We start from the raw sequence: 22723 nt of genomic DNA, 5'->3' as shown, positions 1-22723 counted from the left end.
TGTCCTGTTCAGGGCGTTCCGCGCTGCATGAGCGGGCGGAAGAGATCGATGACGTTGCGGCAGTGCCGCTCAAGGGAAAAGGCGTCCGCGCGCTCGGGGCCCTGGGCCGCCAGCTTCTCGCGCATCTCGCCGTCGTAGGCCAGGCGCCGCACGGCATCGGCCAGCGCCGCCGCGTCGCCCACCGGCACCAGCAGCCCGTAGCGGCCCGCGTCCAGAATCTCGGCGGGGCCGTGCGGGCAGTCCGTGGAGATTACGGGAACGCCCAGGCACAGGGCCTCGACCAGCACGTTGCCAAAGCTCTCCCGCACGGACGTGAGCGCGAAGGCGCCAGCGCCAGCGATAACCGGAAAGGGATTGTCGATGTGACCTGCCAGCGTGACCTGCGTGCGCGACGGCCTGTCGTCGATGCGCTTTTGCAGGGCGGCGTGCTCGGAGCCTTCGCCCAGGATTGTGAACGCGATGCGCGGATCGTCGAGCAGCGCGGCGGCATCGATCAGCGTGGCGTAGTCCTTGACCGCCTCCAGGCGGCCCACGGCAACCACGTGGTAGGGCGACTCGCCGTCGTCGGCCGGCTTGGGCTGCGCGCCTTGGCGGCGCACGTTGTCCAGCGGCACGCCGTTGTAGATGGTGTGGACCTTGCCGCGCAGCGGCGGAAACATGCTGACCAGGTCTTCCTTCACGCCGCGCGACACGCCCACCACGGCATCGTGCCGCCGGTAGGTCTGGCTGACCAGCCAGCACTTCAGGCGCCGCATTTTTGAGGCGCCGTAGTGGATGGCCGGGCTGCTGTGTTCGAACGCCACCGTGCGGAAGTTGCCGCGCAGGATCTTTCTGGCCAGCACGACCAGCATGTTGCACAAGAGGCCATGCGAGCAGACGATGGCGGGCTTTTCGCGGCGGATGTGCTGCAGCAGCTTGAAGAACGCCACGGGCAGCGCGAGCCGCAGCTTGGTTGGGGACTCGATGATGGGAAATGCGCGGGTGACCTTGGGATTGGCGATGGGGTACTCGCGATTGCGCGAGCGCAGCAGGAACAGGGAGGAGTCCACCCCCTGTTCCGGCAACGCATCCACAATGAAGGCGACGCATCTTCCGACGCCGCCATGCAAGTCCGGTGCGACAAACAAGACATCAGGCATGGGGTATTACTCGCGTGGGTGGCGTCCGGCGCACGATGTCCGGACGGGGGCTGTGAACGGGCGGTTCGTTGCGGGGCACGGGCATGATCTGTGCATTGCGGATCAGAGACAGGCAATAGCACAGCAGAAAGCCGGTAAACGCGGTCTTGGGCGCATAGGCCAGGCCACCGGACATCGAGTCGATGAAGATATAGATGGGCGCGGTGGCGAGCAGATATCGCCGGTGCATCTCCAGCCCGGGATGGGCATAGCGCCGAAAGAGCGAGAACAGCAGGATCAACAAGGGCGGCAGCATGATCATGGTCGTGCCGACCACCCCGAACTTCATCAGGTAGAAGGCCCAGGAGTTGTGCGCGAACGTGCTCAGTTCAAAGCCGTTCTCGCCCATCACCCAGCTGCGAAAGCCCGCACCCTTGCCAAAGACGGGGCTTTCGGCAAAGAACTGCATCTGGCCTTCCATTTCCTGCACCCGCGCGCCGTAGCTGGAGTCTTCGTCCAGGCGCTCGACGCTGAAGATGCGATCGGTAAGCACGTCCAGATAGCCAATGCTGGCGAAGATCAGCACGCCGGCCACGGCCGCCGGCGCGAAGATCATCACGGCGCGGCGGCGGATGTCGGCGCTGCCGGCCAGCAGCACGGCGATGATGACGGAGATCGCCAACTGCAGGTACTGGCTGCGGTTCAGCGAGAACACCAGCGCCATCACCATGAACAGGATCAGCGCGTAGGCCTTGGGACCCGATACGTTCAGCGTGCGGCGGAAGTACAGCAGCGACACCACGCCCATCGGGATCGCCCACACACCCAGGCGCACGTTGCGCAGGGGGTTGGCCACGCTGAAGCCGGCTGCCTGTTCCACCAGCATCAGCGCGGCGACCGCCAGGCTCGCCGCCACGATGTACTTTTGCAGGATCGCGTAGGCGTGCGGACTGTCGATGTCCTTGTAGCAAAGGAAGGGCGTGCACAAAAAGTAGAAGACGATGCGCAAGTCGCGCGCGACGTCGCCGGTCTCGATGCCCGGGTGGTGAACGGACACCAGCAGCAGGTAGATCACCGAGATCGCCTGGATGCCGAGCAGCATGCCCAGCGCGCCGCGCGGCAACGCGTACGCGCGCGGGTCGGCCAGCCTGAGCGCCTTGACCCCCAGCATGGCCACGAACAGCAGATCGAAGGGCGACAGCTTGAAGCTGCCCACGCCCACGACGAACCTGTCGTCGTTCAGCGCCAGCGCGGTGAAGACGAACAGGCCCAGGAGGTGCAGGGTGGAAAGTCGGCGGCGCGTGGTCATTGCAGTTCCGTATCAGTGAGGGCCGGCCTAGTGCGCGGCCCAGTCGTCGCGTCCGAAGATCTTGGTGGTCAGTTTTTCCAGCAGGTAGGTCAGATCGCCTTGCCGGGCGTGCGCGGCCACCTTCGAGGCGCGGCATGACAGTTCGAACAGCTTGCCGAGGCCCGGTTCGGTGCGCCGGATGCGGCTGACGATCTGTTCGCGCTCTTCCAGCAGCACGTCCTGCATCAGCGCCGTCTTGGTCTCGTCGTGGGCGGTGTACACGCCCAGCGCATCGGGCACGATCAGGTTCTTGCCCTCGCGCAGCAGCCGGCTCCACAGCTCCAGATCCATGCAATAGCGCATGCTTTCCTGCAGCAGGCCGTACTTGCGCAGCAGGTCGCGGCGGAAGATCGCGGATTGGTTCGGGATCGAGGCCTTCACCACCGTCAGCGTGCCGCGGTTGACGGGCGTGTAGTGGATCTTGCGGAAGATGCGGTTGTCGGCATCGGCCACGAACAGGTTGCCGCTGACGATCGGCGCGCGTCCGCGTGCCGCCGCCGTGCCCAGCTTGCGCAGCGCGCCCGGGAAATACAGGTCGTCCGAGTTCTGCCAGCCGACGTAGTCGCCCGTGGCGCGTTCGAAGCCCTTGTTGATCGCGTGCGACTGGCCCCGGTCCGGCGTGCTTTCCCAGTACGACAGATAGCGCTCGTACTTTTTGATGATGTCCACGCTGCCATCGGTGGAGCCGCCGTCGATGATGATGTACTCCAGCCGCGGATACCCCTGGTTGAGCACGGACAGGATGGTGCGCTCCAGGAACTTGGCCTGGTTGAACGAGGGAGTCACGATCGTCACCTTGGGCAGCAGGCCGCTGGCGATGGGCGCCGGCGGACGGAGCTCGCGGACGAAGTCGATGAGCTGGCGTGAATACTCGTTATGGCGCTTGCGCATGTAGGACCTCAGCATGTTGGTTATCGGGTGGCCGCAGGCATGGCGCCCGGAAACTCGGGGCGGGATTGACGGATGGCGAGGGCCACGCCGGCCAGCGTGATCGCCGCGTAGGCCATGCGGCCCCAGGCTGCGGCGTGTTCCCCCGCCACGTGAACCAGTCCCGCCATGACGCCCAGCATTGCCAGTCCGCCCAGTCCGTTCAGGATCGCGACGGCCCGGGAATTGCCGAGCCCCAGGAGGGAGAAGTGCGCCGCGGCGTTCAGGGACAGCAGGCCCGACGCGACGATCAGCAACTGGAATGTGCCCAGATGGCCGCTGGCGACGTTGTCGCCCAGCAGGACGTTCAGCAGCGGGCGGCTGACCGCCAGAACCGCCAGCGTGGCGCCGGCCGACAGCGCCAGGTTCCACAGCATCATGCGGCGGATCTCGCGTTCGGCGGCCCCCGGGTAGGGCGGCGACACCGACAGGCGCGTCACGCGCGGCATCGCTTTCTGGAAGATGGCGACGGACGCCGTGTGGATGATCTGGCCCACTTGCACGCCCACGGTGTAGATCGCCAGCGCCGCCGGCCCCATGAGGCTGCCGACCAGCACCCGGTCGACCGAGCCGAAGGCCAGCGCGCTCAGGCTGTTCAGCCACGACCAGCGCGAGAACCGGAAGGCGGCCATCATGGCGCCGCGATCGCGCACGGGCCGCACGATGTAACGGTCATAGGCGCGCGAGAAAACGCGCATCTTCACGCTGCCCGCGATCAAGAGGCCCAGCGCCTGCGCCAGCCCCGTCCACGTGGGCGAAGCGGTGTACCAGGCGGCCGCGCAGGCCAGCGCCATCGTGCCGGTGCGGCTGAAGACCTCGCACAGCGCGGTGGCGCGAAAGTCCTCCCGGCCTTTCAGGCAGCCGGAAAAGAGCTGGTCATACTGCTGCGTGAGGTAGATGGCGAGCGCCGGCATGGCCAGCATCGTTACCGCCACGCCGCCAAACGTGGCTTCTGGCCAGCCCAACCCCACCACGCCCCACAACAGCACCGCCGCCAGGGTCACGACGGCCAGCGCACAGCCGATCAGCGACATGCTGACGCCCGCCGCGCGGTAAGCGCCGCCCGGTGCGTGCGCGCTCTCGGAGACCAGCTTGGTCGCGGTTACGGCCGCGCCCAGGTTGGCCGCGTTGCCGAATCCGGCCAGCGCGATGATCATCGAATACTGGCCGAAGCCGACCGTGCCGAGCTGGCGAAAGAGGATCGGCAGCGCCACCAGCGCCGCGACGGGACCGATGCCGTACTCCACCAGCCCCCAGAAGGAGGCATTGCCGGCGATGTGTTTCTTCACGAATCCAAGCATCGGTAACCCTGTCTGTCATGCTGGCGCGGCCGTCAGGCCACCGGCAGCGCCTGTTGCGTGCGCTCGCGCAGGAAATGGCCATAGGCCAGCGTGATGCCGTGCGTCAGAGAGATCTCCGGCCGCCAGCCCAGCGCCTGCACGCGCGACGAGTCCATCAGCTTGCGCGGCGTGCCGTCGGGCTTGGACGTGTCGTAGACGATCTTGCCCTCGTAGCCGATCACGCGCGCCACCAGCCGCGCCAGGTCCGCAATCGAGATGTCCTGGCCGGCGCCGATGTTGTAGATGCCTTCGGCGTCCGGATGCTCCATCAGCATGACGCTGGCCTGCGCCAGGTCGTCCACGTACAGGAATTCGCGCAGCGGCGACCCGGTGCCCCAGATCGTCACGCTTTCAGCGTTGGCCTCGCGGCCTTCGTGGAACTTGCGGATCAGGGCCGGCAGCACGTGGCTGCTGTGCAGGTCGTAGTTGTCGTGCGGGCCGTACAGGTTGGTGGGCATGGCGCAGATGAAACGCGCGCCGTGTTCCCGCTGATAGGCTTCGCACAGCTTCAGGCCGGCGATCTTGGCGATGGCGTAGGGTTCGTTGGTGGCTTCCAGCGGACCGGTCAGCAGCGCGTCCTCGCGGATGGGCTGCGGGGCCTCGCGGGGGTAGATGCATGACGAACCCAGGAACAGCAGCTTGCGCACCCCCGCCGCATACGCCGCGCGGATCACGTTGCACTGGATCATCAGGTTCTTGTACAGAAAGTCCACCGGATGCGTCTGGTTGGCCAGGATGCCGCCCACCTTGGCGGCGGCCAGGTACACCACATCGACCGGCGTGGTCGAAAAGAAGCGGTGCACCTGGTTCTGGTTTTCCAGGTCCAGTTCCGCGCGGCTGCGGGTCAGCACGTGCTCGTAGCCGCGCCTGTGCAGTTCGCGGGTGATCGCCGCGCCCACCATCCCGCGGTGGCCGGCGACGAACACGCGTTGGTCCAGGTTCGTCATGTCGGCTACTCCTTGTAGGCGTAGATTTCGTAGCCGTTCTGTTCGACCAGCGCATCGCGCCGCGCGTCCTTCAGGTCGCTTTCGACCATTTCCTTGACGAGCTGCGCGAACGTGGTGCGGGGCGACCAGCCGAGCTTCTCGCGGGCCTTGGTGGGGTCGCCCAGCAGGGTTTCCACTTCGGTCGGACGGAAGTAGCGCGGATCGACGCGGACGATGACCTGGCCGGCCTTGACGTCGTGCACCGGCGAGAACAGCACGGTGGCCGTCTCTTCAAGGCCTTCGCCTTCCCATGCCAGCAGGATGCCCAGCTCGCGCGCCGCCGTGTTGATGAACTCGCGCACGCTGTATTGCATGCCGGTCGCGATGACGTAGTCCTCGGGCGTGTCCTGCTGCAGCATCAGCCACTGCATTTCGACGTAGTCGCGGGCGTGTCCCCAGTCGCGCAGGGCGGACAGGTTGCCCAGGTACAGGCATTCCTGCAGACCCAGCACGATGCGCGCCAGGCCGCGGGTGATCTTGCGCGTCACGAACGTTTCGCCGCGCTTGGGCGATTCGTGGTTGAACAGGATGCCGTTGCAGGCGTACATGCCGTAGGCTTCGCGGTAGTTCACGCTGATCCAGTAGGCGTAGAGCTTGGCGGCAGCGTAGGGGCTGCGCGGGTAGAAGGGGGTCGTTTCCTTCTGCGGCGTTTCCTGCACCAGGCCGTACAGCTCGGACGTCGACGCCTGATAGAAGCGCGTCTTGTTTTCCAGTTTCAAGATGCGGATGGCTTCCAAGAGGCGCAGCGTGCCCAGGCCGTCGGCGTTGGCGGTGTATTCCGGCTCCTCGAACGAGACGCCCACGTGGCTTTGCGCGGCCAGGTTGTAGATCTCGTCGGGCTGCACCGACTGGACGATGCGGATGAGGCTGCACGAGTCCGTCATGTCGCCGTGGTGCAGCACGAAATTGCGGGGCTGGTCGTGCGGATCCTGGTACAGATGGTCGATCCGCGCGGTATTGAACAGCGAAGCGCGCCGCTTGATGCCGTGGACCTCATAGCCCTTGGCCAGCAGAAGCTCCGCCAGATAGGCCCCGTCTTGGCCAGTTACGCCGGTAATCAGTGCCCGTTTTGGCATGGTTGTGTCCTTAAGACTTAGTGACTGCACGAAAGGAGCCGATGGCTGCGTTACCAATGTGCAAAGAGATTACTGTTGCACCAGCCGCTGAGATATCGGCCAAAAGGTCTAAGAGATCCGCCTGTCGGTAGGGGAAAAAGGACTGGATTGATTCATCCACCGCACCGAGGGCGGTAGCCGCCAGCATGGCAACCAGCGCGGGGCGCCGGTTCACCGACAGGTAGATCAGCGCGGTCAGGAGGGCGTAGGCGGCCAGGTGCAGCCGCTTGTCGCCAAAGGCATCGGACATGTCCGCCGCCAGCCCTGGCATGTTGCCCACCGTGACCAGCACGGCAAAAAAGAGCGCCGCCGCGGGCAGGCAGATTCTTGCCATGCCCGGGCGCCAGAAAGGAACCCGATCCGGAGAGGGATCTTCGCCGCCGGGCCGCCCCAAGGCGAAGACGGCCCCCTTGGGGGGCAGCAAGCGCGCGGAGCGTGTGCGGCGTGGGGGCTTGTCTTCGCCGCCGGGCCGCCCCAAGGCGAAGACGGCCCCCTTGGGGGGCAGCAAGCGCGCGGAGCGTGTGCGGCGTGGGGGCTCCCTAAACACGGCCGTAGATGTCCTGGAAACGGACGATGTCGTCTTCGCCGAGATAGGCGCCGGATTGCACCTCGATGATCTCCAGCGGAATCTTCCCGGGGTTTTCCAGGCTGTGGATCTCGCCCAGCGGGATGTAGGTCGACTGGTTCTCGGTCAACAGGTACTGCTTGTCGCCGTTGTAGATCCGCGCCGTGCCCGACACCACGATCCAGTGCTCGGCGCGGTGGTGGTGCATCTGTGAGGACAACCGCGCGCCCGGTTTCACGGTAATGCGCTTGACCTGGTAACGCGGCCCCTGGCCGACGGAGTCGTACGACCCCCACGGCCGCTGGACCTCGCGGTGGTGGTTCAGTTCGCTGCGGTGCTGCGACTTGAAGACCTCGACCAGGCGCTTGACGTCCTGCGAGCGCGATTTGTGCGCCACCAGGACGGCGTCGGCCGTCTCGATGACGACGATGTCGTCCAGGCCCACCGAGGCGACCAGCCGGCTGGTCGAATGGATGAGGCAGTTGCGCGAGTCCTCCACCATGACGTCGCCCGTCGTGGAGTTGCCTTCCACGGACTTCTGGGCGATGCCCCAGACGGCGTCCCACGCGCCGACGTCGCTCCATGAGGCGGCCAGCGGGATGACCACCGCGCTGTCGGTGCGCTCCATGATGGCGTAGTCCATCGAATCGCTGGGGCATGCCTCGAACGCCGGGCCGTCCAGATGGAAGAGCCCGTTGTCGCCGTGCCCCGTCGCCACGGCCGACTGCGCCTGCGCGAGGATCTTGGGCGCCAGCCGACCCAGTTCGGCCAGGAAGACCGACGCCTGGAAGGCGAACATGCCACTGTTCCAGTAGTAGCCGCCGTCGTCGATGAAGCGTTGGGCGACCTCGGGCGACGGCTTTTCCACGAACCGGCGCACGCGGCGCGCGGGCGCCATGGCGCCCGGCTCATCCGCCTGGATGTAGCCGTAGCCGCTGAGCGGCGCGGTCGGCTTGATGCCGAACGTCACCAGCGCGCCCTGGCGGGCCGCGTCGTACGCCTGGGCGAATGCGGTGCTGAGCAGTTCGCCGTCCTCCAGCACGTGGTCCGACGGCATGATGAGCATGATGGGATCTTCGCCATCCTGCATTGCCCGCAGCGTGGCGGCGGCGATGGCCGGCGCCGTGTTGCGCGCAAACGGTTCCAGGATGACCTCGACGTCCTTGATGCCCAGCTCCTCGGCCTGTTCCGCCGCGATGTAGCGATGCGCCTCGTTGCAGACGAGGATGGGCCGCTCCTGGGCGCCCGCCGAGTTCAGCCGGCGCAGGGTGTTCTGCAGGAGGCTGCGGTCATCGGTCAAACGGATGAACTGCTTCGGCAGCAGTTCGCGCGACAGCGGCCACAGGCGCGAGCCTGAACCGCCGCAAAGAATCACTGCCCGGTACGGGGGACGGGGGGTGGTCATGGCTCTCACTCCTTGAAGTAGGCCTGGGTGTACGGATGCACGCCGGGATCGGCGGCGATCACTTCCCGCGGCAGCCAGCGGTAGCCGCTGTGCTGGGCCAGGGGAAGGCTTGCGGTATCCAGAGAAAGCTCGGCCTCATACGCGAGGACGACGTAGTGGGTGGAGCGTCCCGCCTCACCCGCGAAATTGGTGCCATAGAAGTGCTCGTACACGCCGCGCGGCGTCCACTCCAGATCGGGCAGCGACAGGCCCAGCTCGTCGTGGACGATGCGGTGCAGCGCGTGGCGCAGGGACTCGTTCTTGCGGATCCGGCCGCCGGGCACGAACCAAGCGCCCTGGGCGGGGGGATTGGCGCGCAGGCCGGTCAGGTAGTTGCCGGCGCCGTCGCGCAGCAAGAGGTCGATCGACACCAGGGGCAGCATCTCCACCGCCTGGCGGAAGTCCGATCGGGCGAGCATGCCGCGACGCGGTGCCGGCGCTTCGCGCACGGGCCATCCCAACGGTTCAGTAGACATTGCGGCCCGTCCAACCCGATACCGCGGTGCGCGCAATGATCAGCAGGTCCATCCTGAACGTCCAATGCTGGATGTAGTAGATGTCGTGTTCGACGCGGTCGCTCATCTTGCGCAGCGTGTCGGTCTGGCCGCGAAAACCATTGACCTGCGCCCAGCCGGTGATGCCGGGCTTGACGCGGTGGCGCATCATGTAGCGCTGCACCAGGTCCTTGTACATCTCGTTGTGCTCCAGCGCGTGCGGGCGCGGGCCCACCACCGACATGTCGCCCATCAGCACGTTCAGGAATTGCGGCAGCTCGTCCAGGCTGGTGCGCCGCAAGAAACCCCCAATGCGCGTGACACGGTTGTCGTTACGTGTGGCCTGCGTGACCACGCCCTGTTCCTGGTGCACGGTCATGGTGCGGAACTTGTAGACATGGAACACCTTGCCGTCCACGCCCAGCCGGGGCTGCGTGAAGAAAACGGGGCCGCGCGACGTCAGCTTGATCAGCGCGGCGACGGTCAGCATCACGGGCGCCAATCCGATCAGCGCGCACAACGCGAAGCTGCGGTCGAAGGCTTCCTTTGCCCAGCCGCGCACGCCGGCCGCGGGCAGGCTGTTCAACTGGATTGCGGGCAGTCCCAGGAATTCGCCGATGCGATGGCCCAGAAGCTGGATCGACATCACATCGGGAATCCAGCGGATGTCCACCAGGTCGTTGCGCAGGTGATAGAGCACCTCGCGCAGCTCCTGGCCGGCTTCCATCGGCAGCACGATCCAGATCTCCCGGACCTTGTTTTCGCGCACGAAGTCGGTCAGGTTGTCCAGATCGTGCAGACGGCGGACCTGCGGCGGCAGGATCTCATGCGGTTCGGCGTAGATCCCCAATATCTGATAGCCGGCCTCGCGGTACTTTTCCACGCGGCGCCACATGTCGTGACCCAGTGCGCCAAAGCCCACGAGCAGCACCCGCTTCTTGTCCATGCCGCGATCGCGCGCCGCGCCCAGCACCGCATAGACCGCGATGCGCACGCCGGCCAGCGCCAGCGCCGCCATGCCGAACCAGGTTGCAGCCCATAAGCGGGATATCGCGCCGGTCTGGTGCATGAGAAAACTGACGAAGATGCCCAACGCGAACACGGTGGCCCACGCAGCCAGGCTGCGCACCACCAGATCGGTGAGCAGGCGTCCCCGCCACGACACATACAGGCGGAAGGCCGGGAAGACGGCGATCACGCCCAGGCCGCACAGATAGATCAGGAACAAATGAATCTGCGGAGGATCCGTGAAAGCATCTTCCGAGAATTTCAAGCCGGTGGCAGTCAGGCCGCAGGTGATGACGATCGCGGCGTCGAGCAAGCGATACAGATAACTTGCCCCGCTGAACCTTGCCGACGTGTCCGTTTGGGACGGGTCCATCGCGCACTCCTGTTCGGGTGGGAGCGCCTTGCGGCAAGCAAAAACTGTGCAGTGCCGCAAAGCATGTGGCTACCGACAAAATCTTATTGAGTGCGCAACTCACCCGAAACCTCCAAACGATGTAGGAGAAGGCTTAGGGCATCCGTCGAATGTGCGGGCCTAGGAAAAGAGTGTGGAATGTCGCAACCCGTTACGCATCGGGCTCCTTTCCAGGCAACGAAGTCATTCACAGTGGATTCGCCATGACTACATTTTTCGGAACGTTGAGCCGAGCCATAGCCGCTATCGCGCTCGTGTCCTCGCTGGGCGCTTGCGCCTTATCTCCCGGTATGACGTTCAGCGCCAACCAACTCGCGGATCCGCTGGACCCGAACTCGAAGGCCGTCATCAAACAGATCACGCCGTCCCTCGTTCTTGAAGAACAGCGCGCGCGTGAAGCGCTGCTCGACAACGAAGGCATTGGCCACCTCGTCGGCAAGCCGGGCCCCTACCTCATCGGGCCGGGAGACATCCTCTCCATCGTCGTGTGGGATCACCCCGAGCTCGTCCTTCCGACGCAAACCTACGCCATCGGATCTGGGGCAACGGAATTAGCTATTGGGGATACCGCCTCGGGCATTCCGGGCTATACGGTCTCATCCACTGGATATATCCAGTTTCCGTATACGGGACTGCTGAAAGTGGCGGGGTTGACTGAACTGCAGGCGCGCAATCTCATAGTCAATAGTTCGGGCAAGTACATACAGGACCCGCAGATCACCGTACGCGTTCTGGGATTCCGCAGCAAGCGCATCTTCGTCGATGGCGAGGTGACGACGCCGGGCACGGTTGCGATCAACGATGTGCCCATGACCCTGTTGGAAGCGCTCAACAGGGCCGGAGGCATCTTACCGACCGGAGACCGCAGCTCGGTCTATGTGATCCGCGATGGAAAACGTACTCGCGTGAACCTTCCCGCGCTGATCGAGCGCGGCCAGGACCTGAATCAAGTCATGCTCAAGGCAGGGGACATCGTGAGAGTCACGCCGCGCGACGATAGCAAGGTGTTCGTAATGGGTGAAGTGTTCATCCCCGGCGCTTCCGTCATGCGTGATGGACGCTTGTCGCTGACCGAGGCATTGGGCCTCGCAGGCGGGCCCAACCAGACCACCGCCGATACCTCGCAGATTTTCGTCGTGCGCGCCACGGAGGAGGCAAAGCCCTTGGTGTATCACCTGAACGCCGCATCGCCGCAGGCGCTGGCGGTAGGCGCCAAGTTTGAATTGCAACCCAAGGATGTCGTGTTCGTGGATTCGGCCGGTCTGGTGCGGTGGAACCGCTTCATCAGCAACCTCTTCCCGAGCGCGCAAACCGTACAGACCGTCAGGTCCATCGATTAGTCCGCCTCAAAACCCCGCCTTTGGGGGCGCCGCATCCGCAGCGGCGCCCTCTCCTGGAGAGCTGCATGTCGTTGCCCATCGAATCGTTCGAGCCGTCAGTCCCGGCCCGTCAGCAGGAAACACCGTTGTCGTCTCACGTGGACGCCATTTTTTCCAACCGCTGGATGATCATTGCGATCACCATGTTCGCGTTTCTCGGCGCGCTGGCCTATGTGATGGTGACGCCGTCGGTCTATTCGGCTGACATCATCGTCCAGGTCGAGGAGGAGCTTCCGAACGGCCAGGCCCGCAGCCTGCTGGGCGATGTCTCATCGATGTTCGACACCAAGGCGGAAGCGTCGGGCGAAATGGAAGTGCTGCGCTCGCGCATGGTCGTCGGCCCGGCCGTCGACAAGTTCCTGCTGTACATCCACGCCAAGCCGCGCTATTTCCCCGTCGTGGGCGAATGGCTGGCGCAGCGCTACGAAAGCCTGCCGTATCCGACCAGCTTGCCGCGCGGGGGCTATGCGTGGGGCGGCGAGACCATTGCGATCTCGCAACTGGACGTGCCCAACGAGTGGCTGGGCAAGCCGTTCCGGCTGACCACGCTGGGCGAGGGGCGCTACACGCTCAGCGACAAGCTGACGGGGGCAACCTTCACGGGCACGGTGGGCAAGCCCGAACGCTTCCTGTTGCCGGGCGGCGGCGCCATGGATGTGCACGTCGACGCGCTGTCGGGCCGTCCCGGCACCGAGTTCACGGTGTCGCGCAGCTCGCGTCTGGCGGCCATTGAAAACGTGCAGTCGCGCATGGGCATCTTTGAACGCGGCCGCGCCTCGGGCGTGATCGGCGTCACGCTGGAAGGCAACGATCCGGCGCTGACCACCGCGGTGCTGAACCAGATCGGCCAGGAGTACGTGCAGCAGAACGTGAACCGCAAATCTGCGCAGGCCGAGAAGTCGCTGGTGTTCCTGGAGCAGCAGCTGCCGCAGCTGAAGTCCGAGCTGGACGCCGCTGAAACCAAGTACAACCAGTTGCGCAACAAGCGCGGCACGATCGACCTGAGCGAAGAAGCCAAGCTGATCCTCGCGCAGTCGGTCGATGCGCAGACCCGCGTGATGGAACTGCGCCAGAAGCGCCAGGAGCTGATCACGCGCTTTGCGCCGACGCACCCCAGCATCGTTGGCATCGACCGCCAGATCGCATCGCTGACGGGCGACGTCAACCGCCTGGGCAACAACATCAGGCAGCTTCCGGATCTGGAGCAGGACGTGGTGCGCCTGGTGCGCGACGTGCGCGTCAACACCGAGCTCTACACGGCGCTCTTGAACAACACGCAGCAGCTCAAGCTGATCCGCGCTGGCAAGGTGGGCAACGTGCGCATCCTGGATGCGGCCGTGCAGCCCGACAAGCCCGTGCGTCCGAAGGGCGCGATCATCATCGGCGTGGCCACCGCGATCGGCCTGATCTTCGCCATGCTGTGCGCGTTCGTGCGCAACGCCCTGTTTGGCGGCCTGTCCGAGCCGGAAGACGTCGAGCGCCATACCGGCCTGCCGGTGTTGGCCGCCATTCCGTACAGCGACGTGCAGGACAAGCTGTGGCGCCGCAGCCGGCGCAAGAACGCCACCGTGCCTGCGCTGCTGGCCCAGAGCCAGGGCAACTCGCCACCCATCGAAAGCCTGCGGTCCTTCCGCAACGTGCTGCAGGCGTCGCTGCGCCAGTCCGCCAACAACATGGTCATGTTCACCGGTCCGGTGGCGGGCGTGGGCAAGTCCTTCCTGTCGGCAAACTTCGCCTTCATCCAGGGCGGCGTGGGCAAGCGCGTGCTGCTGATCGATGCCGACTTCCGCAAGGGCCAGCTCAACCGCTATTTCGGCGTGCCGAAGGAAGACGGCCTGTTCGAAGTGCTGACCGGCACGATCCCGCTCAGCCGCGTCAGGAAGCACAGCGTGTCCGAAGGCGTGGACTTCATCGCCACGGGCGCCGTCACCTTCGACCCGTCGGAACTGCTGGCGTCGCCCGTGTTCGGCGAGACGCTGCGCGAACTGGCCACGCAGTACGACATGGTGATCCTGGACACGGCGCCCGTGCTGTCGTCGCCGGATGCGGCCGTGGTCGGCACGCATGCGGCGGCGGTCATGGTGGTGGTGCGGTCCGGCATGAACACGGTGGGCGAGATCCGCGAAACCGCCAAGCGCCTGATCCAGGCGGGTGCGCCGGTCGATGGCGTGGTCTTCAACGGTCTCAAGCTTCTGCCGGAACGCTTCGGCTTCCGGTCCAAGTACGGTGGTTATCGCTACTCCCGTGCGGCGTACTACGGTGATTTCAAACAGAACGGTCCCAAGTGAACGCCACACGGAGAAACTGGCATGCACGGAACTTTTGGCTGGGACACGCCGCAAATTCTGGACGCGGTCTTCAAGGCCTATGACATACGGGGAACGGTACCGGATGAATTGGATGCACGGTTTGCCCACAGCCTGGGGATGGCGGTGGGCGCCAAGGCGCACGCACAGGGGGTGCGGTCGATCGTGGTGGGGCGGGACGGCAGGCTGAGCAGCGTCGAGCTGTCCGCGGCGCTGCAGGCCGGGCTGCGCTCCGCCGGCATGCACGTGATCGACATCGGCATGGCGACTACGCCCATGGTGTATTTCACGGCCCGGTTGATGGACACGGGGACCGGCATCGCTGTGACGGGCAGCCACAATCCGCCCACGCACAACGGCTTCAAGATCGTGATGGAAGGCAACTCGCTGTACGGCGACGGCCTGACGGCGCTGCGCGACGCGATGCGCCAGCCGATCGACTCCGCGCCGACGCCCGGCGGCCGCACTCAGATGCAGATCACGCCGTGCTACGCGGCGCGCCTGGTGGGCGACGTCCGCATGGCGCGGCCCATGAAGATCGCCATCGACTGCGGCAGCGGGGTGGCGGGCGCGGTGGCGCCGGCGCTTTTCCGGGCGCTCGGCTGCGAGGTGACGGAGCTGTTTTGCGAGGTGGACGGGTCATTTCCGGGGCATCACCCCGATCCGGCCGATCCGCACAACCTGCAGGACCTGATCTATTGCCTGCGCTATTCGGACTGCGAGGTCGGCCTGGCGTTCGACGGCGACGGCGACCGGCTGGGCGTGGTCACAAAATCGGGACAGATCATCTGGCCGGACCGCCAGCTGATTCTGTTCGCCCGCGATGTGCTGGCGCGCAACCCGGGCGCCGAGATCATCTACGACGTCAAATGCAGCCGCCACGTGGCGCGCGCCATCACCGAGGCGGGCGGCAAGGCGACCATGTGGAAGACCGGGCATTCCCTAATCAAAGCCAAGATGCGCGAGTCGGGAGCGCTACTTGCTGGAGAGATGAGCGGCCACATTTTTTTCAAGGAGCGCTGGTATGGCTTTGACGACGGCATCTACGCCGCCGCCCGCCTGCTGGAAATCCTCTCGTCGGCGCCGGACCCCTCGGCTTTGCTGGAAAGCTTGCCGCAGTCCTGCGCCACCCCCGAATTGAAACTGGAGACCACGGAAGGCGTTGAGCTGGTTCAGGCGTTGCGCGATCAAGGGGAGTTCCCGGGCGCAGTGTCGATCAACGAGCTCGACGGGATCCGTGTGGACTACGCAGATGGCTTTGGCCTCGCGCGGCCGTCCAACACCACACCGACGGTGGTACTCCGGTTCGAAGGAGACAACGTGGCCGCGCTGGCTCGTATCGAGGAGGACTTCCGCAACGCGTTCAGGCGCATTGCACCTCACATTCGTTTACCGTTCTAAGGAGCATCACGCGATGGGAAAGGCTCAACAGTCGATTGAGGCGTTAAGGGCAGACTCCGGACTGGCAAACAGCCCCGAGTGGGTGGCTTTCGCGCAGGCTGCGCAAAACGCTGAACTGGACGCCAGTGCGCTCAAAGTGATCGAAGCGGCCGGATTGTGCGTGGACTTGACCATGCAACGCCAGTCGGCGTCGCTGGACGGCGCGGGACAGGCGCTCTTGCAGGCGCGCGGACTGGACGAGGCGCGCCGTGCGCTGTTTGCCGGGGAACCGGTCAACTGGACTGAAAACAGGGCGGCATGGCATACCGCGCTGCGCGCGGGGCGTACCCGCGAGCAGCCGGAAGGGCAGGACGCGGATTCCGTTTGCGAGTATTCGCGCATGACCGACTTCGTGCGGCGCGTGGACCAGACGGCAGACTTCTCCACCGTTCTGCACATCGGTATCGGCGGCAGCGACTGGGGCCCGCGCCTGGCGGTGCAGGCCTTCGGCGGACCGTTGCAACGGCGGCAGATCCGTTTCGTGTCCAACATTTGCGGCCACGCCTTCCATGACGCCGTGGCCGGGCTGGACCCGCGCCGCACGCTGGTCGTCATCTCCTCCAAATCCTTCACTACCGCAGAGACGCTGCACAACGCCCGCGCCGCCATCGCCTGGCTCAAGCAGGGGGGCGTGGCCGACGTGTCCGACCATCTGGCGGCCGTCACCGCCAATGCGCCGGCCGCGCGCGCGCTGGGCGTGCCGTCCAGCCAGGTCTTCAAGATGTGCGACTGGGTGGGCGGACGCTATTCCGTCTGGTCGGTGGCCGGCCTGTCGATCGCGCTGACGGTGGGCGTGGACGTGCTGATCGGCATGCGGGCGGGCGCCGAGGCCATGGACCAGCATTTCCTGCAGACGCCGTTTGCGTCCAATGCGCCGGTGCAGCTGGCGCTGGCCGGCTTGGTCAATTGCAGCGTGCTGGGATTCAACTCGCTGAACGTGGCGGCTTATAGCGGACGCCTGCTGCATCTTGTGACCTATCTGCAGCAGCTTGAGATGGAATCGCTGGGCAAGCGGGTCGCCGGCGACGGCACCGCGGTCGGCGTGCCGACGGCGCCCATCATCTGGGGCATGCCGGGCACCGACGGCCAGCACACCTTCTTCCAGTGGCTGCATCAAAGCGAGGAAGGCGCGCCGGTGGACTTCATCGCCAGCCTGCAAGGGCACACGGACAGCCCCGATGCGCATCGCATGCTGCTGGCCAACTGCCTGGCGCAGCGCCAGGCGCTGCTGCGCGGCAAGAGCCTGGAGCAGGCGCTGCTGGACGTGGCGCACATCGACAACCAGGAGCGCGCGCTGACGCTGGCGCAGCACATGGTGCATCCGGGCGGCCGGCCGTCGACGCTGATCGTCTTGCGCCAGCTTGATCCGCGCGGTCTGGGCGCGCTGCTTGCCCTGTATGAGCACAAGGTGTTCGTGCAGAGCGTGGTCTGGGGCATCAATCCCTTCGACCAGTACGGCGTTGAACTGGGCAAGCGGCTTGCCAGCGGCATCGAGCGCGAGCTGGCGGTGCCGGTGTCGGCGGGCGTGGTCGATTGGGGGCATGACGCCTCCACGTCGTACTGGATCGACCGCTACCGCAGCCATGCGCAAGCCCCGCGTCCGCGCCATGCGTGGGTGCCCGGCATGACGGCCCATCTCTGACGGAGCGTGGACATGCCGGACACGCAAGTGTTGGTGACGGGCGGCGCCGGCTACATCGGTACGCATACGCTGGTGGCGATGATCGCCGCCGGCTTGCGGCCGATCGTGCTGGACAACCTCAGCAACGGCAGCCGCGAGGCCGTGCGCCGGGTTGAACAGCTTTGCGGCACGCCCATCCCGCTGATCGAAGGCGACATCCGCTCGCGCGGCCTGGTGGCCGCCGTGCTGGCAGATGCGGCCGCGCGAGGCACGCCGGTTCAGTCCGTGCTGCATCTGGCCGGCTGCAAGGCGGTGGGCGAATCGGTGGCGGACCCGCTCAAGTACTACGACAACAACGTGCAGGGTTCACTGGTCCTCTTGCGCGCCATGCGCGAGACGGGCGTGTCGCGGCTGGTCTTCAGCTCGTCGGCCACGGTCTATGGCGAGCCGCAATACCTGCCATTCACCGAGGCCCATCCGCTGGCGCCGGCCAATCCGTATGGCCGCACGAAGCTGATGGTCGAGGACATGCTGCGGGACGTGTGCGTGGCGGATCCGGCGTTCAGCGCCGTCACGCTGCGCTACTTCAACCCGATCGGCGCGCATCCCAGCGGGATGATCGGCGAAAGCCCGCGCGACCTGCCCAACAATCTTTTTCCGTTCATCACGCAAGTGGCGGTGGGACGCCAACCGTTCCTGCGCATCTTCGGCGACGACTACGACACGCCGGATGGCACCGGCGTGCGCGACTATCTGCACGTCATGGATCTGGCGCGCGGCCATGTGCAGGCGCTGACCTACGCGGACAGCCATCCCGGCTTCGTGGCGGTCAACCTGGGCACGGGACAGGGCACCAGCGTCATGGAACTCGTGCGCGCGTTTGAACGGGTCAACGGCTGCACGATCCCGCTGCGCATCCTGCCGCGTCGCGCGGGCGACGTCGAGCGCATGTGGGCCGATCCTGCGTTGGCGGCATCGCTGCTGGGCTGGCGCAGCACGCACGACGTGGAATCCATGTGCGCGGATGGCTGGCGCTGGCAGCAGGGCAACCCGCAAGGGTATGAGGCGGAGCCGGGGTTGGTCTCGGTCTCCGTCTCGGTATCGGCCGCGGCATAACCCCAACGCCGTGTCGGAGGACTTCCGGCGGATACGCCAGAGCGGTTACAGTTGACGGAATTATTGCGAAGCAGCATTCCCCGGGGCATGGCGCCGGGGGCTTCGCACCGTCAGCGAGGCAAAACCATGTTCGTTATCCATCCGTCTGCCGGAACTGCCGGCTCCCCGTCCGGAGCCCGGCAATGAGCGGCCCCAGCTATTTCCCCACGGCGCACTGGAATCTGGACGGCATCGTGTCCGGCCTGCGCGATGCGCGCGTCGCCTGGCGCGGACCGCGCGGCCGGCTGCGCGACGACGCCGGCCTGCGTGAGTTCCCTTCGCAGGAAAGCCTGCGCCAGATCGTCAAGGACCTCTGCGGCGCCTTGTTCCCGATGCGCCTGGGTCCCATCGACCTGCGCGAAGAGGTCGAGGACTTTTACGTCGGCCACACCATCGGCGCCGCGCTCGATGCGCTTTTGCACCAGGTCTGTCTGGAGCTGCAATACGAGGGCCGGCATGATGCGGCCCAGCACGCGGACACCCAGCAACGCGCCACCGAGATCGTGCGCCGCTTTGGCGCCGAGCTGCCGGCCGTGCGCGCCGCGCTCGATCTGGACGTGATGGCCGCCTACCAGGGCGATCCGGCCGCGCACAACGTGGACGAGGTCCTGCTGTGCTATCCGGGCGTCGCGGCCATGATCCATCACCGCCTTGCCAACGTCCTGTACCGCCTGGGTGTGCCGATGCTGGCGCGCATCGTGGCCGAGATCGCCCATGCCGACACCGGCATCGACATCCACCCGGGCGCGACCATCGGCCGCAGCTTCTTCATCGACCACGGCACGGGTGTGGTGATCGGCGAAACCGCCATCATCGGCGACCGCGTGCGGCTCTACCAGATGGTCACGCTGGGCGCCAAGCGTTTCCCGCCCGGCGAAAATGGCGAACTCAAGAAAGGCCTGGCGCGCCATCCCCTGATCGAGGACGACGTCGTGATCTACGCGGGCGCCACGATCCTGGGCCGCGTCACCATCGGCAAGGGCTCGACCATCGGCGGCAACGTCTGGCTCACGCGCAGCGTGGCGCCGGGCAGCAACGTGACGCAGGCCAGCCTGGTCAGCGACATGCCCGATTGCGGGCTGGGCGGTTGAACGCTGCGGGCCGCGCGGCATGATGGGCGCACGGCGGCGGGACTGAGGAGCGAGGATTGGATACAGCACTTCCGGAGCTGGCCGCGCTGCGCGGCTTCATCGACCGCCATCCGCGGCTCTTCGTCCTGACCGGGGCCGGGGTCAGCACCGATTCCGGCATCCCCGACTACCGCGATACCGAAGGCGAATGGAAACGCCAGCCGCCCATGACGCTGCAAACGTTCATGGGTGCTGAGCTTTCGCGGGCGCGTTATTGGGCGCGCAGCATGGTGGGCTGGCGCCGCTTTGGCCACGTCAAACCCAATGCGTCGCATCTTGCGCTGGCTCGCCTGCAGGACCGGGGTCACGTCGCCGTGCTGGTAACGCAGAATGTGGACGGCTTGCACGAGGCCGCGGGCAGCCGCGATGTCGTGGACCTGCACGGACGGCTGGATGCCGTGCGCTGCATGAACTGCGATTGGCGCGGCGGCCGCCACGACTGGCAGGAAAAATTGCACGCGTTGAATCTGGACTGGATGCAGCTTGAAGCCAGCGACGCGCCCGACGGCGACGCCGATTTGGACGGCCACGATTTCTCGCGGTTTGCGGTGCCGCCGTGTCCGCGCTGCGGCGGCATCGTCAAGCCCGACGTGGTGTTCTTCGGCGAGACCGTTCCGCGCGAGCGCGTGGAGCGCGCCAACGCCGGCCTGGAGAGCGCCGACGCCGTCCTGGTGGCGGGCTCATCCCTGATGGTGTATTCCGGCTACCGATTCGTGACGGCTGCCTCGCGCATGGGCCTGCCGATCGCCGCCATCAACCTGGGACGCACCCGCGCCGACAGCCTGTTGACCCTGAAAGTGGAACAACCCTGCGCACTGGCGCTGGAAGCGCTTTAGAAAGAAGCGGCGGCGGCCGGTTTTTGACCGGTCTAAGCAAGTGCTTGCCCGGCAACGGTTTTTTCGGCCGGTTACAGACCTTTCCATAGGGTTGTCCACAGGAACTGGGGATAACTCCTAGGGATAACCCCAGTTTTTTGGGGTGATCCCGACGGCGTTGTCAAGTCTCCGTGCCTTCCATTGCGTCCCCCAACAGCGCCTTGCGCGCCGCGTGCCAGCTTCCGGCGTCGGGCGCATAAAGCAGGCCACCCGTGCGGTGCGTGGGCTTGTAGGGCGAACCATCGAAATGCGCCGCATAGCCGCCCGCTTCCCGGTGCAGCAGCCAGCCCGCGGCGTGGTCCCACGCGGTGAGCTGGTTGTACAGCGCTACATGGCAATGGCCGGCCGCGAGCATGCGGTATTCGTGCGCTGCGCAGCGCAGCGAGGCCGTGCTGCCCAGCCGGGACAGGTTGCCGTTGACGGTGGTGCGCAGCGGCTCGGGCAGGGCGCCGGTGGAGATCAGGCCGTCCATGTCTTGCGGGGGCGCGGGACTGGCGACGGCAAGCGGCACTCGCTTGCCGTTCTCGAATTCCAGCAAGGCGCCTTCGCCGCGCACGGCCAGCGCGCTGTCGCGGCTGACCGGGTCGTAGATCACGCCTGCGATCACGTCGCCGCGATGGCAGGCCGCGATCATCATGCCGAACAGCGGCAGGCCCGCCACGTAGTTGCGCGTGCCGTCGATGGGATCGATCAGGAAGGCGAGGTCGGCGTCGACCAGCATGTTCAACAGGGCGGGATTGCGCGCGGAGGCTTCCTCGCCGATCAGCACGGCGCCGGGATGCAGCTTGGACAGGCGTGCGGCGATCAGGCGTTCGGCGGCTTCGTCGGCATCGGTGACCAGATCGCGCGGCGAGCTTTTGCCCCGCACTGCGCCTTCGGGCAGGTTGCGAAAACGCGGCATGACCTCGGTCTGCGCGGTTTCCGCCAGGATGGCCGCCAGCTTGCGGGTGTCCTCAAGGGTGAAAGTTCTGCTCATACGGACTCGTCCACGGAACGCGCAAATCTAACATGCCCGGATGGTATCCGATCGATCGGTGCGCGCGCATCGGCCGTGTGTCCACCGGATGGCCTGCGCCGCGCAAGGCAGGGCGGCTGCGCCAGCCATACCCTGACAGCCGCATCTGGCGCCGCGTGGCGGTTTTTTCTAGCCTTGCCTCGTTCGCCGTATCTACGTGAGTTTTTGCCCGATGGGACTGCGTTTTTTACAACGCCCCGCCGGCGCACCGGTTTCGTCTCGCCCACGTTTCCCTATCACGTTGCAGAGGTGACGCCATGCTGAAAAAACATGCCGCAGTTGGCCTCGTGCTGACCGCGATCGCACGTGCCGCGGCTGCGGAAGACGCTGCCCAGGCCAACAACCCGTTGGCCAATATGACCGCATTCAACCTTCAGAACTACTACATCGGCGATCTGTCCGGCTTTCAAGACAGCGCGAATCAGTTCTGGGTGCGGTATGCGCAACCGTTTTCGTTGGGCAAGACGGACTGGATCTTCCGGGGATCGCTGCCGATCAACAGCTTTCCCACCACGCCGACCGGCAGCCAGAAGACCGGCACTGGCGATCTCAACATGTTCGCCGCCTATCTCATCGACGTGGGTAATCCCGATGTGAGTTTCGGCATCGGTCCGCAGATCACCGCGCCAACGGCCAGCAAGAAGGAGTTGGGCAGCGAGAAGTGGTCCGCGGGATTGGTGAACGTGCTGTTCGACGCCAGTTCGCGCAAGTTCCAATATGGCTATCTGCTGACGTGGGAAGCCAGCTTCGCGGGCAGCAGCAACCGCTCACGCGTGAACATCGGGGCGTTTCAGCCGTTCGCGTTCTATCAGCTTGGCGGCGGCACGTATCTGCGCTCGACGCCGATCTGGTCCTACAACTTCCAGAACGACGCCTACAGCATTCCCATCGGGCTCGGCATCGGCCAGGTGGTCCGGCGCGGCCATACGGTGCTCAATTTTTTCCTGGAACCACAGGTGTCGGTGGCGAGCCGGGGGCCGGGCCAGCCGGAGTGGCAGGTGTTCTTCGGCATGAACATGCAGTTCACGAAGTAACCCGTTGGCGG

At 65.7% G+C, this 22723-nt stretch carries 19 protein-coding genes; 8 read left to right on the top strand and 11 right to left on the bottom strand.

The features are described 5' to 3' along the window. Positions 1-8: 8 nt before the first annotated feature. The 10 genes from ASD71_RS11105 to ASD71_RS11060 all read right to left on the bottom strand — a co-directional run bounded on the left by ASD71_RS11105 (position 9) and on the right by ASD71_RS11060 (position 10718). On the bottom strand, positions 9-1139 hold the full coding sequence (locus ASD71_RS11105) for a glycosyltransferase (RefSeq protein WP_056563324.1): 1131 nt from the start codon (positions 1137-1139) through the stop codon (positions 9-11). After that, positions 1132-2427 (bottom strand): O-antigen ligase, encoded by a 1296-nt coding sequence (locus ASD71_RS11100; RefSeq protein ID WP_056563321.1) that lies wholly within the window; start codon positions 2425-2427, stop codon positions 1132-1134. The genes ASD71_RS11105 and ASD71_RS11100 overlap by 8 nt, the downstream gene beginning before the upstream one ends. Before the next feature lie 27 nt (positions 2428-2454). Further along, complete coding sequence (locus ASD71_RS11095; RefSeq protein ID WP_235512096.1) at positions 2455-3372, bottom strand: glycosyltransferase family 2 protein; 918 nt, start codon at positions 3370-3372, stop codon at positions 2455-2457. A gap of 5 nt (positions 3373-3377) precedes the next feature. Further along, positions 3378-4682 carry a lipopolysaccharide biosynthesis protein gene (locus ASD71_RS11090; protein WP_234015672.1) on the bottom strand — a complete coding sequence of 435 codons (1305 nt, stop codon included), beginning with the start codon at positions 4680-4682 and terminating at the stop codon, positions 3378-3380. 44 nt (positions 4683-4726) lie between these two features. Continuing rightward, on the bottom strand, positions 4727-5680 hold the full coding sequence (locus tag ASD71_RS11085) for a GDP-L-fucose synthase (protein WP_056563313.1): 954 nt from the start codon (positions 5678-5680) through the stop codon (positions 4727-4729). 5 nt (positions 5681-5685) lie between these two features. Continuing rightward, entirely contained in the window at positions 5686-6795 is a 1110-nt protein-coding gene (gene gmd / locus ASD71_RS11080; RefSeq protein ID WP_056563310.1) for a GDP-mannose 4,6-dehydratase, read from the bottom strand. Between the two features lie 10 nt (positions 6796-6805). After that, entirely contained in the window at positions 6806-7168 is a 363-nt protein-coding gene (locus ASD71_RS11075; protein ID WP_056563307.1) for a VanZ family protein, read from the bottom strand. Between the two features lie 205 nt (positions 7169-7373). Next, positions 7374-8804, bottom strand: coding sequence for a mannose-1-phosphate guanylyltransferase/mannose-6-phosphate isomerase (locus ASD71_RS11070; protein ID WP_056563304.1), 1431 nt, complete (start codon positions 8802-8804; stop codon positions 7374-7376). A 5-nt stretch (positions 8805-8809) separates the two neighbouring features. Continuing rightward, positions 8810-9262: a GDP-mannose mannosyl hydrolase gene (locus tag ASD71_RS11065; RefSeq protein WP_056566764.1), complete on the bottom strand. Its 453-nt coding sequence runs from the start codon at positions 9260-9262 to the stop codon at positions 8810-8812. 46 nt (positions 9263-9308) lie between these two features. Then, positions 9309-10718, bottom strand: a complete 1410-nt coding sequence (locus ASD71_RS11060) for an undecaprenyl-phosphate glucose phosphotransferase (RefSeq protein ID WP_056563302.1) — start codon at positions 10716-10718, stop codon at positions 9309-9311. Between the two features lie 242 nt (positions 10719-10960). Between ASD71_RS11060 and ASD71_RS11055 the strand changes: the two genes are divergently transcribed. The 7 genes from ASD71_RS11055 to ASD71_RS11025 all read left to right on the top strand — a co-directional run bounded on the left by ASD71_RS11055 (position 10961) and on the right by ASD71_RS11025 (position 20624). Next, the gene (locus ASD71_RS11055) at positions 10961-12097 is read left to right on the top strand and encodes a polysaccharide biosynthesis/export family protein (protein WP_056563300.1); all 1137 of its coding nucleotides are present in this window, start codon (positions 10961-10963) and stop codon (positions 12095-12097) included. A gap of 65 nt (positions 12098-12162) precedes the next feature. Next, entirely contained in the window at positions 12163-14424 is a 2262-nt protein-coding gene (locus tag ASD71_RS11050) for a GNVR domain-containing protein (protein ID WP_056563297.1), read from the top strand. A gap of 21 nt (positions 14425-14445) precedes the next feature. Then, positions 14446-15843 carry a phosphomannomutase/phosphoglucomutase gene (locus ASD71_RS11045; RefSeq protein WP_056563294.1) on the top strand — a complete coding sequence of 466 codons (1398 nt, stop codon included), beginning with the start codon at positions 14446-14448 and terminating at the stop codon, positions 15841-15843. Between the two features lie 13 nt (positions 15844-15856). Then, positions 15857-17524 (top strand): glucose-6-phosphate isomerase, encoded by a 1668-nt coding sequence (gene pgi, locus ASD71_RS11040; RefSeq protein ID WP_056563292.1) that lies wholly within the window; start codon positions 15857-15859, stop codon positions 17522-17524. Positions 17525-17536: 12 nt separating this feature from the next. Then, positions 17537-18619 carry a UDP-glucose 4-epimerase GalE gene (gene galE / locus ASD71_RS11035; protein ID WP_056563289.1) on the top strand — a complete coding sequence of 361 codons (1083 nt, stop codon included), beginning with the start codon at positions 17537-17539 and terminating at the stop codon, positions 18617-18619. Positions 18620-18801: 182 nt separating this feature from the next. Beyond that, entirely contained in the window at positions 18802-19749 is a 948-nt protein-coding gene (epsC, locus tag ASD71_RS11030; RefSeq protein ID WP_056563286.1) for a serine O-acetyltransferase EpsC, read from the top strand. 56 nt (positions 19750-19805) lie between these two features. Next, on the top strand, positions 19806-20624 hold the full coding sequence (locus ASD71_RS11025) for an NAD-dependent protein deacetylase (protein ID WP_056563283.1): 819 nt from the start codon (positions 19806-19808) through the stop codon (positions 20622-20624). A 160-nt stretch (positions 20625-20784) separates the two neighbouring features. Here ASD71_RS11025 and ASD71_RS11020 read toward each other — a convergent pair whose 3' ends face one another. After that, a complete protein-coding gene (locus tag ASD71_RS11020; protein ID WP_056563280.1) occupies positions 20785-21639 on the bottom strand; it encodes an inositol monophosphatase family protein in 855 nt (284 codons plus the stop codon). A gap of 296 nt (positions 21640-21935) precedes the next feature. Between ASD71_RS11020 and ASD71_RS11015 the strand changes: the two genes are divergently transcribed. Beyond that, positions 21936-22712: a hypothetical protein gene (locus ASD71_RS11015; RefSeq protein ID WP_056563278.1), complete on the top strand. Its 777-nt coding sequence runs from the start codon at positions 21936-21938 to the stop codon at positions 22710-22712. The last annotated feature ends 11 nt before the right edge of the window (positions 22713-22723 follow it).

This window comes from Achromobacter sp. Root565 (assembly GCF_001427425.1).
In the GTDB taxonomy this organism is placed as follows: domain Bacteria; phylum Pseudomonadota; class Gammaproteobacteria; order Burkholderiales; family Burkholderiaceae_B; genus Achromobacter; species Achromobacter spanius_D.
Note: the sequence above shows the minus strand (reverse complement) of the source record. Positions and strands in the feature narration are given on the sequence as shown.